Consider the following 16,911-nt stretch of genomic DNA (forward strand, 5'->3'; position numbering starts at 1 on the left):
TTGGTATTTAGCCATTTAGAACACCCTTTCTGAACGTATTCTTTTTCAAAACTTGTGAACTCGAATTCATCATCAATTCCCCCTGTACTTTGTTTGAAAATTCGAGTCACTGTAAGAGTAGTTCTTAAAATCAAAAAGTCCCTCTCTGGACGAATGGAACAGAGGGGGATTTTCTTTCTTAAGAAAACCATTTTATTTAATTCTTACATATAAATATTATTCTATTTCAAAAATTCTTATTAGAGACTAGCTACGAAAGAGGAATAAATTCATTAAATTGATATTGCAAGAAAATATTTCCTTGGGAATAGAAACTATACTAATAGAGCTAATCTATCCATTCATATAGAGTAATCTCATAATATACCTGATCAAACAAAGGATTGGATTGGAATGATTGAATCTTTCTAAGATGTTCCTCAACACCAATTCCTTGTAATTTGAATCCATTGACAACATGGTCCGTCAAATAGATGGTCGAGTCTTTATAATACAACCGATCATTAGCGAATATGGGGAATGAATAAACTCTTTTATACGGAAAGGAAGATTTATAATAATCCATCATTCTAATTTCTTCCCATGCATAAACAACCTTTTTATCATCCAAAGAATCCAAATACTCCACTAATTGAATTGTAGCTGGAACTTCTTCTTTTTGTTCCTTCATCAAAAAAACTCCTGCTAAAGATTGGATCATGATAGTGATTAATAATAGGGAAATTGTTTTTTTGCTTGAAGCCTTCAAAATAACAATTACAGCCCAGAAAGTTAGAAGAAGTAAAAGCGGGGCAAGATGTCTAGCTTTTTCTACATTTTGTCCGAAAATGACCCAGAGAAAATAGGATACTCCCAGTAAAGTCAGGCAAAATCCAAATGGGTTTCCTAAACGATTTTTGCTAAGAAAGGCTCTTAAGATGATAAGAGTCCAAACTAAAAGGAGCACCCAATTATGTGTAGACAATGCAGACCACGTAAAATGATATAACGTCAACCCAATCCTTTCATAGATGGGGCGATTGATATCTACCCCCCATTCCGAGAAATGTCCACCTGTAAATCCTAATGCAAGCTCAATAAAATTTTCTAAGCTTCCTTCCGAAATAATAAGAGCACCTATCCAAATAAATTGCGAAACAATCGTTAATAAAAACATGAAAATGATTTTTAATTTTGAACGATTCTGTTTTAACTCATAAAGCCATAAAAATACTAAACCAACCCCAACAGGAATATATGAAATCCTTATCCCCATTAAAACACTAAAGATTAAAACTAAAATGATGTGATTAGACCATGTTGGTTTTAAAATGGCTTTATCTAAAAACCATAAATACCACCAGAATATACTTATTGCCATGGCTTCAGACATTGGTAAGGAAGTTAAAACAAACCCATAGGGAAGGCTTTGCCACACTAGGACCGCTACCAGTGAATGAACCCTGTTAATATAAGCTCTAGCTAAACCATACATTGGAATGATCGATAAGGTGAACATGATTTTATTTAGAATGACTAAAGCCTCAATTGGATCACTAATCCACTGATGAATTAGGCTCCCTCCAAGAATAAAGTATGGGTATCCCGGGAAGTGAGGCTGCATTTGTCTTAAATCAAACCAGTCCAACGCAAGCGCGAAATCCACTTGATCCCATGTAGCAGCGTAATTACTTATGTACAAGAATCTACTCACTACTACACTAAAAAGGATGAGGAGAAGAAAAGCTTCTAATTTTTTCTCTTTTAAACTTTCAATCACCATAAGCGGAATTCTCCTTTTTTACACACAAAAGCAAGGCATCCAAATAGAAGCCTTGCCTTTAAGGGGGGAATTTATTTGGTTGAAGACCTAACTTGTGAAATAGTTAACTTATTCTTCACAGAAACTTGTTGTGATTTACCCTCAGAAGTTTTTTCACTTTTATTATTAGTACTAACTAATAAGTATATAACTACAAAATAGCCTATATACGCTATTACTTCTTCAATAGATGGCATCGATGAATACCCCAAAAATGCTTTTAAGAATATTCCAATTTCACCTGAAAGTAATGGAGCTACTCCCGTATCTCGGAGATAATGCGTATAATCAATTGGGTGTTCCGGTAACAACCATGTTATATCATAAACCTTTGGCATAACAGTCCCCAACATTCCAATATCCTGCATCATGGAAATTCCTTGAACAAGTAACCCTGCTGCAATTAAAACAATAAATGCGCCAGTTACTTTAAAGAAGGTTTTAAGAGGAATTCGCATGGTTCCTTTAATAAAGAGATAGTACAGAAGAGTTGCAATAGCGACACCCGTAATAGCTCCCCATCCTTCTACTGCATTTTGAATATTTCCTCCTGTAATAGCCACAAAGAAGAAAACAGTTTCAATTCCCTCACGTAACACAACTAAGAAAGAGTGAATAACCATTCCAACTACATTTCCTGTAGATATATAATGATCCATCTTACCTTCCATGTTGGCTTTCATATCACGACTGTGTTTTGCCATCCAAAAAACCATTTGTGTAAGTAGTAAGGATGAAACCAATATTATGCCTATTTTTAAATAGATTTCGCTTCCCATTGCTGCAAATCCTGTAAAGACTACCTGGAATAGCATAGCCACCCCTACACTAGCTAAAACAGCTAAGCTAGCACCAAGCCATACATATTTAGAATATCTAGCATTGTTAGTCTTTTTTAAATAAGTAACAATAATTCCAATGATTAAAAGTGCTTCAAAGACTTCACGAAAGGTGATCAACAAAGCTTGAACTTGCATCGTGAAATTCCCCCAATCCCCAACATCCTTATTTTTGTTTTCGCTTACGATTAACGTATATTACAACACCTAAGATGAACACAACTAATACGATAATTGGTATCCAGTTTTTAATGTCAGAAAGATCTATCCAGTCATTTGTGTTCACATTTGATTCTTCCAAATTTTCATTAGAATCATTAAAATGTCCAACCTCTATGCTTGGCATATTAAATTGTTCTTGAAGTTCAACGAGGATAACTTCTTTTTTCTCTAAAAAGAGCTCCTTATCCTGTTCCTTTTCACCTACACCAAACAATCCAGGGTTTCCTAGCGATTCTAATGCTGCATCAAAAGCATCTCTCAATTGCTGGTCGGCTTCTGGATCTTGACTTTCAATGACTGGTGCTAAGGCCTTATATGTAGCAAAACTTTTGGCTAGCAGTTTTTTTGATGTATCAAAATCCTCAAAGCCCTTATCAATACTCTCTAGTCTTCTTGCTATATTTAATACGAGTACTTTTTGCATATCTTGGATAACTAGATCCTTATCCTTGTTATTTAGATGTGTTAAGACTGTTTCAGCAGGCTCAGTACCCATATGCATATCAAGCTCTTCTTTAACAGTATTAAATATTTCCGTAGCAGATTGAAAATTTGGTGGATCTTCATTTAAATAGGTGACCATTTTTTTATACACTTCTGCCACCGCTTCTTCATTAGGGTCACCATAAGAATAAGCAAAGACTTGACTTATATTTGTAAAAACTAAAAAAATACCTAATAAAGTTATTACTAGCTTTTTCATATAGGAAGCCTCCTCATCGACAATGATAATGATTCTCATTATTATTGTCAATTCTATTTTTAAATTTTCACATAATATTCATAAATTCTCGATTTTTCTAACTGCAGGATTTTCTAGAATGTGTCGATTTCTTTGAATATTTACCTTTTTCACTGGGCGTTTCAGTTCTCTTATTATGGCCGGTAGTACTGAAGTTATATAAGCCTTAAATTTAATAAATGACTGTCCCTTTGATCTTACTTGATATTGAATAGGAATCTCTTTTATTCGAAACCCTTTTCGTACAAGGTTGAGTGTTATGACTTGAGCATAATTATAGTCATGTATAATTTCAGCATGCTCCATAGCCTGGTTAGAGAAAGCTCTCATTCCCGATTGTCCATCAAAGATCCATTTCCTAAGAAAAATAGATTGAAGGAAAGTAAAGAAATAATTTCCCAATCTTCTGTGAAGTTTCATTCCTTTAATTGTGCCTAAAAACCTTGAACCCATAACATAATCAGCGTCACCTTCAAAAATCGGCACTAATAAATCCGGAATTTGTTCAGGTGGGTACTCATTATCAGCATCGATCATTACTCCAATATCCGCTCCAAGTTCAAATGATTTTTTTAATCCCGTACGAACTGCTGCACCTAAACCTTTGTTATATGGCTGTTTCACTATATAATCAGCACCTGCTTGTTTGGCAATCAGCACAGTTGCATCGGTAGACCCATCATCTATAACCAATACCTCCATTTTTACTTGTGGGTGATAGTTTCTAGGGATGCGATGGATAACCTCAGCTATAGATTCCTCTTCATTATAAGCTGGCAAAAAAACTATTACATGTTGCTCCGTCATCATTGCGTCCTCTCCTTAAACGAATCCACTAACACTTTTCCTCTGGAGTGATCTGGGAATGGTGCACCTAATAAATATGCAATAGTTGGAGCCATAGATACAAGACTGTGTTTATCCTCCACTTTCTGTCCTGGCTTAATATGTGGGCCATGCATAAAGAAAGGAACATATCGTTCTCCTTCATCTAAATGGCCATGACCGCCAATACCATCTGCCTGTCCATGATCTGCACAAATGATCAATGTTGTATTCTCCATCTTCCCTTGCTCACTAAGCCATTCCACGAAGGATTCTATATGTGCATCGGCTTCTTCAATTTTTTGAATATATTCATCATAAAGAACTCCACGGCTATGACCCGTTTGATCTGTTGAAATTAACTGTACAATAAATAAATCAGGATCTTGTTCAGTAATGATCTTCCTTGCACCCTCCATGATCTTTTGATCGGCTACATCATTTTTCATAACAGCCGTTACCGTGTCTACATCATCTCCAAATGAATCTACTAGATGAGCAATTCCCAATAGACGTCCTTTTTTATTTACTTTCCTTAAAGAATCAAAAATACTTTCAACCTTTATTCCTAGCTTCCAAACCATATTTGAGGTTATTCCATGTTCAAATGGGTACGTTCCTGTGAACATAGAGGAAAAGCAGACAACTGTTCTTGCTGGATAAACTGTTTCCATATTGGTATATTCTGTACCATTCTTTTTCAAAGAATCCAAGAATGGAGTATTTGCTTCTGCGAATCTCTCCTTTCGCATTCCATCAATAACAATAACAATTACTTTATCGCTAATGCCTTTGTGGGGAGTGTCAGGATCTTCGGTATATGTGTTATATGGGGTCGGCTTCCAATCGAACAAGAAATGGTGAAGTACCCATGCATAGATAAAAAGTAAGAAAGCAGAAATGATTGATGTTTGAAGAAGACCCACATGAAAGCTATTTTCATAAATTTGAACATAAAAATAGTCCCATAAAGAAAGTAAGAATATAAATTTTGGTAGTTGTTCTTGAGCATTCCCACTGGTTGAATCACTATTTTTAAGAACTAATTTCCAAAATCGAGTAAAGTTAAGCCAAGTCGTTCCGATCCTTAAGTGGTAATAGATTGTACCCCAGAAGAATACAGTAAAAAAGAAATAAAGTCCTATTGAAAATAGAATAAGAGTAATATTTATTTCATTCCAAAATAGAAGGAAGACAACTATAGGAATCCATAGGTAATTTCTTAAAAATAATGGGAAATCGTAGACAAAATAAAGAATAATGAAAGGTAATAGTAAAAGAAAACTAATTCCAAGGCCCACAATATGTAGATCAGGCAATTGAAATAGCCAATAAAGAACCATCGTTCCTACAACAAAAATAGGGGTAAAAGGCTTCCCCTCATTTAATAAATTCCAACACCTTGCAGCAAATTTTTCGAATTTAGATGCACTTTTCATCTTTTATTCCCCCTTCTGTTTTTTAGGAGTTCCGACCAATGAAATGGAGAACGTATAATAGCATATATTCCGACTAGGTATGAAAATATAAATTTAAAGGCATGACTTATGAGTGCTATTTGAAAAGCTAGACCTCCATCTATCTCTCTACCAATAAGGACCGCTGTCATCATAGCTTCATACGTCCCAATTCCTCCTGGTAAGATCTGAAACACCTGTCCTGCAACTGTTATACTATTTATAAACACCGAGGAAAAATAATTTAATTCTAAGCTGAATGCATGGCTAACTCCATATATGACAATTCCTTCAAGAACCCAGCTAACCATTGTCAGAGAGATAATCAAAATCCCTTTCCTAGAATAGAAGACGGACCGGAGCATCCCCAAGTGTTTCTGGACAAAACCTATTTTTATTTTCTTTGAAAAAAACATTAAAAAAGCAAGAAATACAATTGAGGTAGAAAAATACAAGAGGATTTGATTACTAATCATTCCATAAAAATAAAAAAACCCAAATCCAGAAAAGCTTATTAGAACTAATAAGTCTAATAATCGTAGAACAATAACCGAGTGGGTTGCTTCATCTAGAGATAGCTTTCGGTCGTGCATAGCAAAGGCTATCCGAACCCCATCTCCAATCTTGATCGGTAATATATGATTAAGAAACATGCTATACCATAGGGCATGGATGCAAACCTGGAAACTAATTCTTCGGTTCACATATAAATACCAAGCAAACGCTCTAAGGAAAAATGCACATCCATAAACAAGAAGCATGGCTAAGATCCAAAAAGGATTCTGGATGAGAAACAAGAATCCTGCTTTTAAAAGGGCAACATCTGCCCACTTCCAGGCAAAAAAAAGAAAAAGCCCAAGGATCAAAAAGCTCGTAAGCAATTTAATTGATTTAACCCCGTTCTTTGTAAGTTTGTTTTGCTTTTGCAATCGTTTTTCGAATCCCTTCTTCAAAGCTAACTTTTGGAGAAAAACTTATTTCTCGATTTGCTTTTTCATAATTTGCCCATGTCCATTTTACATCACCTGGCCGGTGATCCTTTTTAATTACCTTTAATCCAGGAAACTCCTCCATGAAATACCCCAAAAGCTCATTCATTGTCTTAGGTTGTCCACTTCCTAAATTGTAGATTTCATTGTCTGTTTTTTGATTAAATGCAAGTATAATTCCTTCTACAATATCCTCAATATGGGTATAATCACGTGCTGTATCCCTTCCAAATACCTCAATGGGCTGATTATTTAATGCATGATCAAGAAAGATAGAAATAGCCATATCAGGTCTGCTCATGGGTCCATATACAGTAAAGAAGCGAAGTATGGTTAGTTTAAACTGATAGAGACTTTGAAAAGCGTGGCAAAATGACTCAGCACCGTATTTTGCAGCAGCATACGGTGAAGTCACAACTCCCGTAGCCATGTCTTCTGTCACTGGTATCTGATTTTGATTTCCGTATACAGAGGAACTAGATGAAAAAATAACATGTTCTACTCCTGACTTCCCAGCATATTTTAGGACATTTACCGTTGCTTTGATGTCATAATCCACATACTCATCTGGTTGCTCTACCGAATAAGCCACACCTGGTAAAGCCGCTAAATGGATAACTTTATCAAACTTTTCAGAATGAAAAAGACTTTCTACATTTTCTTCCTCTAACAGGTCTAGGTTATGGAACGTAAAATCCCCTACATTACGAATCATTTCTAATTGTTTCTTTTTCATTTCTATAGGGTAATATGGGTGTAAATTATCAACCACAATCACTCGATGCTCTTGTCTAATTAATTGTTGGCACAAATGGCTCCCAATAAACCCTGCACCACCTGTAACTAATATGTTCAATTTTTACACCCCTAATGAATAGTGAAAAAAGCCGCTAATGCGGCTTTTTTATTGTACTACACCTTTAAGAACAGGTACAATCGCATCGCTATGTTGTGCTACTTCATCAACATTTTCATTGGCAATTGCTTCATACCACTTTTGAGCATGATCAAGTAGTTCGGTAGTCTTTTCTTCTCCAAGCTTTTCATTTAAAGCAAGTTCAATATCCTTTAAAAAGATATTACCTTCCATTGCTTGAACACGCGCCTTGGTAACATCTCCTTCTGCTAGAGATGTGGCTGCTTTTTCATGGTATCCTATAATTTTACCAATAAATGCTTTTACAAATAGATTAGAAACTTCTTCTGGATTAACTTCTGTTGCATCTGTTTGGCTGAAATCAAAAATTACTTGCAGTTGGTTGGCAGCATCTTCATCTCCACCGGACAAAGAACCCTTTATTGCTTGATAGAATCCAAGTGCTTCTGCTTGCATAATCATTAATTCTGTTTCATCCGTATTTCCTTCACTTACAGCTTTAGCGATTTTTTCTGCATAGGAATTTGATGCTAAATAATAGCTACGGTAAATTGTCTTATCTGTGATCTGCTTATATACAGAAAAGTCATCAATATTTCCATTTGTTAATGCCTCTTCTAGAAGAGATAATCCTGTATTAATGCTCTCTACCATACTATCTTCTCCAGTTAATTCATAATATCCATCACGCTTTTCTGCTGTAGGAATAATGACCTCATTTAATAAATACTTAAACTCTTCAAAAATAGCTTCTGCTTTTGCTTGTTCACCTGCTTCTAATGCAGTACCTACATCCCCTTGAAGTGATTTCTGCTTGGAATAAAAGTAGGACTGTGTTCCTTTATCGATTAATTGACGTGCTACATTTTGCTCTAATTCCCCATTCTTCCCTGCGTTAATTCCTGAGGTGATGAATACATCAAAATCACCAGTTACCGCTTTCAGTTCGTTTTGGTAAGTTTCTTCTACTAGACTCCAGTCTACTTCTTGATCCTCTTTCATTTTACCTAACTCCGTCATCATTGCTTTATAGTCAGCAACTTGTACTGCAGTTGCAGATTCTTCTAATGGAAACTCTTCCCCTTGTGTTTGATCCTCTTCAACAGGTGTATTTTCAGTATTTTCCTCTGCTACTTGTGCATTCTCCTCTGGTTTATCAGCACTAGAATCTTCATTTCCACATCCAGCTAGAACACCTCCAGCTACAAGAATGCTTGCAAATAGTGATAACGCTTTTCTCTTTTCCATCATCTACTCTCTCCCTCTCTAGTATGTATTCATTATGGTTTTGTTGATAATGATTTTCATTTACAACTAGGATTATATCGAGAATGATTATCAGTGTCAATGCGAGATTGAATGTGTTCATAATTGTGTCACATTTTGCAAAATGGCAATCTTAGAAAGACCTTCTTTTTTGTGATGAATGATAGAACAGAAGGCCTTCCAACAGAATGGTACTCCCATTCGACTTGCGCCGTTACTTTCACAAGGCATACATCCCTTTAAGAAAAGAAGAGCGTCCTATTTATTAGGACGCTCTCTAGATTACTATTTTTTTACTTCTTCCCAAAAATAAACTAATGTTTCCATTCCTTTATCAAAATGCTCTAAGGAAAAGCTTTCATTTGGAGAATGTAAACGATCTTCTGGAGATCCAAATCCTAAAAGCACCACTGGTTTTTTATAGATTGCATCAATCCACTCCACAACTGGTATAGATCCTCCCATTCTTACCAAAACAGTTTCCTTCCCAAAGGCTTTTGACAAGCTTTTGGCAGCTTTTTGAATAAGAGGATGGTTAGGGTCAACCTTATAAGCCTTGGCAGATAGAGGTTCGCGCTTTACGGATAAGCGAACACCGGCAGGAACGTGATTTTCTAAGTGTTTGACCAATAACTCTTGTACTTTATCTGGGTCCTGTCCAGGAACTAAACGACATGTGAGTTTTGCGGTAGCTGTTGAAGGAATAATCGTTTTTGTCCCTTCCCCTTGATACCCTCCGAAAATCCCATTAATTTCAAGAGTAGGTCTTGCCATGGTATGTTCCTTCGCGGTATAACCTTTCTCTGAAACAGTTTCTGGAACGTCCGTTGATTTTTGAAAATCCTCTGTTGGAACCTCCTTAATCAAGGCTCTTTCTTCGTCAGATAATGCTTCTACCCCATCATAGAATCCCTCTACTTGAACGACTTCATCTAAGTCCTTTAAGGTAGTCAGCAAATGAGCCATAGCCATAGCTGGATTACGGATGGCACCTCCATACATACCTGAATGTAGGTCAGCAGAAGGACCATGAACAGTAAATTCAAGCCCTGTAAATCCTTTCAATCCATATAGTATAGTTGGTTGACCACTTTCTACCATCCCTGAGTCAGAAATCACAACAAAATCCGCTGCGAATTGATCCTTCTTTTCATGTAGAATTTTGTAAAGATTTTCACTGCCAATTTCCTCTTCTCCTTCAATACACACCTTAATATTAATTGGGAGCTTTCTTTCCGTCTTAAAATAGGCTTCAAACACTGCCAATTGCATAAAAACTTGTCCCTTATCATCACTAGATCCTCTAGCATAAAGTCGACCATCTCTTACCTCTGGTTGAAAAGGGTCACTCTTCCATAATTCTAAGGGATCAGCAGGTTGAACATCGTAGTGGCCATATAACAAAGCAGTTGGCTTACCCTCTCCAGCACCCATCCATTCTCCATATACTAAAGGATGCTTGTCCGTTTCTTGGATTTCAACTTTTTCAAATCCAATTTCCTTTAAGTAATCTGCTGCAAATTGCGCTGCTTTTTTTACATCTTCTTTATGTACCGAATCTGTGCTCACACTTGGAATAGAAAGCCACTCATTTAATTTTTGAAGCAGACTTTCGCGGTTGTCTTTTAAATATTTCAATGCTTTTTCTGACATTATCCTGCCACCTCTTCTTTTCACTTGATTAGCTGTATTTTAGCATAATGATTATGAACTGAGAAATTTTACTATTTTATCATCATGAAAAAAAGAGCGCCCTATTTAGCGACTCTTATTGATCCAAAATATCAAGTTCTTCCAATGTGGTTATCATAAAGGACACTACTTCCGGGATGTCCTGCATTTGGTTTTCATTAATTTTACGGTCAAAATCAATTTCAATCATATTAAGCGCACTTTTGCTTAATTGATGAAATTGATAGGATAATGTTTGCTTAGGAGGGTGTTCAAGTTCCCATATATCTGAAAGTAAGCTTTCTATCCCAGAGCAATCTATATCCATGTCATGTACTTGTTTATAAAATCTGACGAGAAGAAGACATCCAGGTTGTCCTTTAGTTGATTCCATAATTTCATCTGCTAAGTCTTGAATTGTTGATTTTAAATAGATCTCTGCTTTTATATCAGGTCGCTCAGGTAGGACGAACTCAAGGGAGAACTCTCTAGACATTGTTGCCATATCTAACATGTCCTTCCGACCCGTAATCTTGATTTCCTCGGTGAGATTATCTAAATCATACAGATAATTCTCAAATCCTACTTTTAAATTGTCAAAAATAGTTGGATCGAACATGGAATTTCCTCCTAAATAAAGTGAAACTTCAATCAGTGGCCGTCCCCCACTGATTGTTTTAGGCACCCCCCAATCGGAACATTTACAGGCGGTTTATCCCCTCCTACTCTTTTCGTTTCACTTAAGACTTGAGGTGGGGGTATTGTTCATGCGGGATAAAAAATAACATTATACTCGATGAAGATTCCATCCTTTTTTCTCTATACTCACCCAAAGGATATAAATGAACACTTGTTGGATGCAAGGCATTTACAAATTATCATATAAAAGGATTATAGTTTGATAAAGGAGGGATAGCAAGGATTAACAATTTCTAATTAAACAAGTTCCGATCCATCATAAAGAAATAAGAAAAGCGCAAGCGTCCTCGACCATCGACGTAAGGCGGTGGACCTCACCTTAGATTAAGGATCGTCGGCTAAAACCATCACATCGTGTGGTGACCTACATCCTCGAAAAAGCACGCTTTTTCTTCGTGCGAAGTAGTTCATTGTAGCTTTCCTGTCCTGTAGGCCCAAAGGAAACACGGTTCATGAGGGCTCGCAGGATGCGAGTCCGTTCGGTGTTGCGACAAATGTTTTCGGTGGGCCGAGTAATCGGATGTCGCGTTTTTAACCGAACCCCCTTCACCGATGTTGGACTTACCGAAGGAGAGGAGGAAACCGACTCTAGTCGATAGGCTACCCCTTCGATTACTCGGGGCGAAGATTACTCGATGATGCTTTTTCGCTGGAGCTAGACAAATTTTATACTTATCTTCTGAAAAAGAAGATACCTGAATGGGCATCTTCTTTTCTTGCACATTTTTAGAATATCCCAATTTGAACAAAAAGTACTATGGAGGCTCCTGCCAAGACTCCCCCACCAAAGTAGTATAAGGCGTACTTCCATTGTTTCTCTTCTTCCTCTTTTTTGTATTCTCCATATGCTAGTTTAATAGCTTGAGATATAGATAATAAACAGGCTGTTAATAGAACGATTAGCAGTAATAGTAAAAAGAATATTTTCAATGCTACCAATTGCGTTCACCTCTCTAGTAGAAGTATATGCATTTTGAGCATTAAATAGACTTTCTATCATAATTTTATATAAAAATCCAGATAAAGTGCAACTTCAATCAGGCCGTCTCCCCTGATTGTGCCAAGGGTATAACCTACAGGCCCTTGAACCAATCGGAAATTTACGGTGGTTTATCCCTACCTACTCTTCTCTTTTTAATTAAGATTTGAGGTGGGGGATTACTACCATGAAAATAAAACATTATATTTTTCATTCTTGTTGGTGAAACTTGCTTCATGGTTAACTACCCGTTCCTGCGGGGTAAAGTAGACACAGATATGAATCGATAAGATAAAGTGACTACTCTACTTTTCGAAAATCACAGGTCACTATATGATCATTGACCATGCCAGTTGCTTGCATAAAAGCATAACAAATGGTCGAGCCAACAAATTTAAAGCCTCTCTTTTTTAGATCCTTACTCATCTTATCACTAATAGGAGTTGTAGCAGGCACTAACTCTATGCTCTCAAAATGATTAATGATTGGTTGATGATCAACAAAGGACCAAATGTATTGACTGAAGGAACCGAATTCCTCCACCACATTATAATAGGCTTGGACATTAGTTATCACTGCTCGAACTTTTAATTTATTACGGACAATTCCTTTGTTTTGCAACAGTTCTTCTATCTTTTTTTCGTCATAATGAATGATTTCCGCTGGATTAAATTGATCAAAGGCTATTCTATAGTTCTCCCTTTTCTTCAAAATGGTGTACCAGCTTAATCCAGCCTGAGCACCCTCCAAATTTAAATACTCAAACAACATTTGATCATCATAAACAGGAACTCCCCATTCATAGTCATGATACTGAATATATAACGGGTCATCATTAACCCAGCCACATCGATTCATTTTATTCTTCCCTTCTTAATTTAAGGATGGGGATTGGCATCCATAGGAATATCCCAAGAATTGAAATCCATTCTTCTCAAGAATTGTACTACTCATAGGACTAGCATCTACAGTTAAATAAGGATATCCCTCCACATATGCTCTTTTCGCCCTTGCTGCAAGAAGGGAAGTGTAGTGGCCTTTTCCACGGAAATCCGGTAAGGTCGAGCCACCCCACAAACTAGTAAAAGACGTCTGATTTTCTATATACATCCAGGCAGCACTTACTAATTGATTATTTTCATAAACTCCATATAGAAAAAGATAATCTGGAATTATTTGCTTATCCCTCCCACAAACGCTCACCCAAATCTTCGTGGGGAAAATTCCACACTCGATCCTCCAATTGAATAATCTCCTGTATTCCTTTTTTATCAGTAATCTCTTTCACATGAGAAGTATTATATTGAAGGAAAGGATGATCATTTGTTACTTCCATGATCATAAGTGCTTCTGGGTCTTCTTTATCAAACCCTTTTGCTTCCAAGATTTCTACTAAATTTTCAGGTTGGTCGAAACTATAGGCCTTCCATTCAAACCTCTGATTTATTTTTTTAAAATAATTAGTCTCTCGTTCAACAATCTTTTCTGCATTTTCCTTTGTTAAATCTGAAAAAGAAATAAACCCTTTTTCGCCATACAGAGAAACATGGCGAATCACTTCCTTTGTAGCCTGGCGGTGATAGCCTTCTGGAATGGATTGAATGCGAATTTGGTCATTAAAAATTTCCCTTAATTTATTAGCCTCCATCTGTCAACCTCCAACTACATTTGATATATGTACTTAATTTTCGAAATTATCTAAAAATATCTACTCATTTTCCTTTATTTATCATATAATGATAGTAACTCATTTTTTTATAAATTGATATAAAGGAGAGATGTCAATGACAGAAACCTTTAATTTTAGTGAGTTTTATGAAATGAAAGCGATTCCAATTAAAGAGAAAGATCTTGCCTTATTACATTCGAATCGATCTAGGTCATTTACGAGTTGATGAATCCCTTAGAAAAAATAGAGAATTGATTATCCCCTCTTTCTTTCCTTTTTTACCCTCGTTTGTGAAAACATCTACATATGTTGATAAACCCTATTATCTATTAGTTGTGCGCAAACAAAGATGCTTTTGCGCGGTAACACCTTGATTTTGAGCATATTTAATTAATCTTGAGCTTAGAAGGTTAAAACCTGCGCATTAACTTCAAAAAGTTGAGCATACATATAGGGGAATGTGAGCATAAAAAAGAAAAAATAAGCAATAAAGAATTTGTATGAGCATACAGGTAATTTTTTAAGCATTACTTAAGAAAACCCGAGCATAAAACCTTTATTTTTGAGCGAACCCCCCACGAAATCAGCGCATAAGATATAAAAGACAAGCATAGAAGACTACAATTGAGCACACAAGTGAAATTTTGCGTAATACAAGACTAGACTATATTTGTTACCAAAACACCTCATAAAAAACTCGGCACTCGCCACAAAGGCTTGGCAAATGACTTAGTTGCACTTGCAGATAGGAAGGTTTTATACTCGAATCGATGTTACAGCTTGTGATCTTCGTGTCAGGCACTTGCTTAATACAGGCCACTATATGCAGCATCTATTTTAACTCCTCCTTTCTTTGTATTTTCTAAAAATTTATACTTAACACTATTATATTATTGTTTAAGAATAAAATAAATTAGAATTTTCTGAAAAATTATACTTTTACTGTGAAAAATGCAGATGTATTCTGCATGTGTTATGAAAAAACCAAAAAAAGAACCGCTTTTTAACGGCTCTTTTAATACAAAATGTTATGCTCTTGGCTGACTGTCAAATCCTATTTTCTTATGAGTCCCATCACAAAAAGGTTTGTTCCCAGAAGCACCACAGCGGCACAGCGAAAAAGCTGGTTTTGTTTCAAAGGCATTACCTTCAGCGTCTAATAATTCAACTTCGCCTTTGACCAAAATCGATCCATTATCCCTAACTTGAATGGTAACTTTCTTATCTTCACTCATCCAACCACTCCTCATATATTAAATTTTTTTATGAACAAACCTGCGATAGGTTTGAAAACCTAGTTTGTCATAAAATTTCTTAGCTACTGTATTGTCGACCCAATAATCTAACTCGATCCAATCTATGCCTCGGGTGCTGGCTTCCTCATAAACAGCAGTCATTAATTGGGTTCCATAACCTTTACCTTGATTCTCTGATTGTACACTTAGCTGGTGAACATACAGTGACTGTTGAGCCCTCTTAAAAGGGTTTTCCTCACTCACCCTAATTTCAAACCATACAAATCCTTGAGGATTACCCTCGTCGTCCTCAACAAGAAGAAAAATATTCTCCGGATTTTTCATAGCTTGTTCAATAAAACAACAAGCTGCGGCATAATCATATGGTTTAAATACATTTGGGTATAATTCATAATGCAAATTATGTACGGTTTTATTTAATTTTGCCACTTTAATAAAATCCATTGTTTGTATGATTGCCATTTTCGCACCATTTCCTTTTAGTATTGTTCTTATCATTATATTCTATAAGATGTTGAATTCCCCCTCTTAAAGAGACTAAAAAAAATAACCTCAATTAAATGAGGTTATTTCTTAATACTCAATTTCATCAAAATCCTTCGGCTCAAGACTTGGTCTAATTTCTTTAAATCTGGGTTCTTCCGCAAATTCCTTTGAGATTTCCTCGAATGCCTTTGTCTTATTGTATTTCTTTTCTTCGACTCTTTTCTTACCTTTTTCCATTTCGACCACTCCTTTTCTGTCCTTAGCATTCCACATGAACATAAAGATATGACTTAAGAGTGTTTTTTACGCTGAAAAATTTAAAAATACTATTCTTTAACCTTCGCAAATACACATGTGTCCCGTAAGCTTTCTCCTAATACGTCTATACTATCTTTTCGTAAGATTCCCTCTAAAGAGAACCCTAGTCTTTCGGGAATCGCCCTACTTCTCTTATTCAATGCATCACAACGAATTTCAACCCTTTTTGCCTTTAACTCACGAAAAGCAAAATCCGTTATACCTTGGACTGCTTCGGTCATAAAGCCTTTTCCACTATATCTACTGTCAATCCAATATCCGATCTCAAACTTCGGAACCTCCCAATCAATTCGATGAAGTCCAGAAGAAGCAATGAATTCTCCCGTTTCCTTGTGGAATACAAGCAAACGTAAATCCTCCCGCTTTAAAAATTTGAGATGAGCCTCTCTCATATTGATCTCTACATCTTTTACACTTTGATTTTTGATAGCAAATGGAAGCCAATACTTCAACTCATCTCTGGAAGCTTCTATGGCTTGATGAACAGTGGCGCCATCCCCCGGTTTTGGCATCCTTATCAATAATCTTTCGGTTTCAAACTGTTCTGGAAATTCAATTAAAATTGGATTCATCAGGCTCAGGCCCCCTTCCTAAATTTTCATTAGTTTACCAAAGCCTAAATAAAAAAGAAATACTTTTTCAAAAAATCCTTCTACTCCAAAAGATGTAGACCTCCCTCCTTCACATTCATTAGGAAAGGATGCATCCTCTCTCCGATTCAGCCAAAGGTCAACCTAGCTACAATAATATTAACAACAAAACGAAAGGTTGATTCTCATGAATGAAAATAAAGTCATTATGATTACAGGAGCTGA

Annotated in this window: 18 protein-coding genes; all 18 read right to left on the reverse strand. The window is 36.1% G+C overall.

The annotated features are described in order from the left end of the window. Positions 1–328: 328 nt before the first annotated feature. The 18 genes from RZN25_12465 to RZN25_12550 all read right to left on the reverse strand — a co-directional run bounded on the left by RZN25_12465 (position 329) and on the right by RZN25_12550 (position 16,668). A complete protein-coding gene (locus RZN25_12465) occupies positions 329–1,762 on the reverse strand; it encodes a glycosyltransferase family 39 protein (GenBank protein MEQ6377630.1) in 1,434 nt (477 codons plus the stop codon). Between the two features lie 71 nt (positions 1,763–1,833). Continuing rightward, positions 1,834–2,778, reverse strand: coding sequence for an FTR1 family protein (locus tag RZN25_12470; protein MEQ6377631.1), 945 nt, complete (start codon positions 2,776–2,778; stop codon positions 1,834–1,836). A gap of 28 nt (positions 2,779–2,806) precedes the next feature. Further along, the gene (locus RZN25_12475) at positions 2,807–3,565 is read right to left on the reverse strand and encodes a hypothetical protein (GenBank protein MEQ6377632.1); all 759 of its coding nucleotides are present in this window, start codon (positions 3,563–3,565) and stop codon (positions 2,807–2,809) included. A gap of 78 nt (positions 3,566–3,643) precedes the next feature. Then, on the reverse strand, positions 3,644–4,411 hold the full coding sequence (locus RZN25_12480; GenBank protein MEQ6377633.1) for a glycosyltransferase family 2 protein: 768 nt from the start codon (positions 4,409–4,411) through the stop codon (positions 3,644–3,646). Beyond that, positions 4,411–5,868, reverse strand: a complete 1,458-nt coding sequence (locus RZN25_12485; GenBank protein ID MEQ6377634.1) for an alkaline phosphatase family protein — start codon at positions 5,866–5,868, stop codon at positions 4,411–4,413. Before RZN25_12485 ends, RZN25_12480 begins: the two co-directional genes overlap by 1 nt. Further along, the gene (locus RZN25_12490; protein MEQ6377635.1) at positions 5,865–6,815 is read right to left on the reverse strand and encodes a lysylphosphatidylglycerol synthase transmembrane domain-containing protein; all 951 of its coding nucleotides are present in this window, start codon (positions 6,813–6,815) and stop codon (positions 5,865–5,867) included. Before RZN25_12490 ends, RZN25_12485 begins: the two co-directional genes overlap by 4 nt. After that, complete coding sequence (locus RZN25_12495) at positions 6,778–7,731, reverse strand: NAD-dependent epimerase/dehydratase family protein (protein MEQ6377636.1); 954 nt, start codon at positions 7,729–7,731, stop codon at positions 6,778–6,780. The genes RZN25_12490 and RZN25_12495 overlap by 38 nt, the downstream gene beginning before the upstream one ends. A 48-nt stretch (positions 7,732–7,779) precedes the next feature. Continuing rightward, positions 7,780–9,000 (reverse strand): hypothetical protein, encoded by a 1,221-nt coding sequence (locus RZN25_12500; protein MEQ6377637.1) that lies wholly within the window; start codon positions 8,998–9,000, stop codon positions 7,780–7,782. A 303-nt stretch (positions 9,001–9,303) separates the two neighbouring features. Beyond that, entirely contained in the window at positions 9,304–10,671 is a 1,368-nt protein-coding gene (locus RZN25_12505; protein ID MEQ6377638.1) for a dipeptidase, read from the reverse strand. 115 nt (positions 10,672–10,786) lie between these two features. Next, positions 10,787–11,308, reverse strand: a complete 522-nt coding sequence (locus RZN25_12510; protein ID MEQ6377639.1) for a hypothetical protein — start codon at positions 11,306–11,308, stop codon at positions 10,787–10,789. Between the two features lie 806 nt (positions 11,309–12,114). After that, positions 12,115–12,327 carry a hypothetical protein gene (locus RZN25_12515; protein MEQ6377640.1) on the reverse strand — a complete coding sequence of 71 codons (213 nt, stop codon included), beginning with the start codon at positions 12,325–12,327 and terminating at the stop codon, positions 12,115–12,117. 340 nt (positions 12,328–12,667) lie between these two features. After that, positions 12,668–13,225 (reverse strand): DNA-3-methyladenine glycosylase I, encoded by a 558-nt coding sequence (locus RZN25_12520; protein MEQ6377641.1) that lies wholly within the window; start codon positions 13,223–13,225, stop codon positions 12,668–12,670. Positions 13,226–13,240: 15 nt separating this feature from the next. Then, a complete protein-coding gene (locus RZN25_12525) occupies positions 13,241–13,570 on the reverse strand; it encodes a hypothetical protein (protein ID MEQ6377642.1) in 330 nt (109 codons plus the stop codon). Beyond that, positions 13,548–14,015, reverse strand: coding sequence for a hypothetical protein (locus RZN25_12530; protein ID MEQ6377643.1), 468 nt, complete (start codon positions 14,013–14,015; stop codon positions 13,548–13,550). Before RZN25_12530 ends, RZN25_12525 begins: the two co-directional genes overlap by 23 nt. Before the next feature lie 1,049 nt (positions 14,016–15,064). Further along, complete coding sequence (locus tag RZN25_12535) at positions 15,065–15,271, reverse strand: CDGSH iron-sulfur domain-containing protein (protein MEQ6377644.1); 207 nt, start codon at positions 15,269–15,271, stop codon at positions 15,065–15,067. 18 nt (positions 15,272–15,289) lie between these two features. Continuing rightward, positions 15,290–15,754, reverse strand: coding sequence for an N-acetyltransferase (locus RZN25_12540; GenBank protein MEQ6377645.1), 465 nt, complete (start codon positions 15,752–15,754; stop codon positions 15,290–15,292). A 111-nt stretch (positions 15,755–15,865) separates the two neighbouring features. Continuing rightward, positions 15,866–16,015: a hypothetical protein gene (locus RZN25_12545; GenBank protein MEQ6377646.1), complete on the reverse strand. Its 150-nt coding sequence runs from the start codon at positions 16,013–16,015 to the stop codon at positions 15,866–15,868. Positions 16,016–16,104: 89 nt separating this feature from the next. Further along, entirely contained in the window at positions 16,105–16,668 is a 564-nt protein-coding gene (locus RZN25_12550; GenBank protein MEQ6377647.1) for a GNAT family N-acetyltransferase, read from the reverse strand. Between the last annotated feature and the right edge of the window lie 243 nt (positions 16,669–16,911).

The organism is Bacillaceae bacterium S4-13-56, from assembly GCA_040191315.1.
Lineage (GTDB): Bacteria > Bacillota > Bacilli > Bacillales > JAWJLM01 > JAWJLM01.

Coding starts and splice junctions, on each gene's coding strand:
- RZN25_12465 (MEQ6377630.1), bottom strand. CDS start 1,762: ATGGTGATTGAAAGTTTAAAAGAGAAAAAATTAGAAGCTTTTCTTCTC.
- RZN25_12470 (MEQ6377631.1), bottom strand. CDS start 2,778: ATGCAAGTTCAAGCTTTGTTGATCACCTTTCGTGAAGTCTTTGAAGCA.
- RZN25_12475 (MEQ6377632.1), bottom strand. CDS start 3,565: ATGAAAAAGCTAGTAATAACTTTATTAGGTATTTTTTTAGTTTTTACA.
- RZN25_12480 (MEQ6377633.1), bottom strand. CDS start 4,411: ATGACGGAGCAACATGTAATAGTTTTTTTGCCAGCTTATAATGAAGAG.
- RZN25_12485 (MEQ6377634.1), bottom strand. CDS start 5,868: ATGAAAAGTGCATCTAAATTCGAAAAATTTGCTGCAAGGTGTTGGAAT.
- RZN25_12500 (MEQ6377637.1), bottom strand. CDS start 9,000: ATGGAAAAGAGAAAAGCGTTATCACTATTTGCAAGCATTCTTGTAGCT.
- RZN25_12505 (MEQ6377638.1), bottom strand. CDS start 10,671: ATGTCAGAAAAAGCATTGAAATATTTAAAAGACAACCGCGAAAGTCTG.
- RZN25_12510 (MEQ6377639.1), bottom strand. CDS start 11,308: ATGTTCGATCCAACTATTTTTGACAATTTAAAAGTAGGATTTGAGAAT.
- RZN25_12520 (MEQ6377641.1), bottom strand. CDS start 13,225: ATGAATCGATGTGGCTGGGTTAATGATGACCCGTTATATATTCAGTAT.
- RZN25_12530 (MEQ6377643.1), bottom strand. CDS start 14,015: ATGGAGGCTAATAAATTAAGGGAAATTTTTAATGACCAAATTCGCATT.
- RZN25_12535 (MEQ6377644.1), bottom strand. CDS start 15,271: ATGAGTGAAGATAAGAAAGTTACCATTCAAGTTAGGGATAATGGATCG.
- RZN25_12540 (MEQ6377645.1), bottom strand. CDS start 15,754: ATGGCAATCATACAAACAATGGATTTTATTAAAGTGGCAAAATTAAAT.
- RZN25_12545 (MEQ6377646.1), bottom strand. CDS start 16,015: ATGGAAAAAGGTAAGAAAAGAGTCGAAGAAAAGAAATACAATAAGACA.
- RZN25_12550 (MEQ6377647.1), bottom strand. CDS start 16,668: ATGAATCCAATTTTAATTGAATTTCCAGAACAGTTTGAAACCGAAAGA.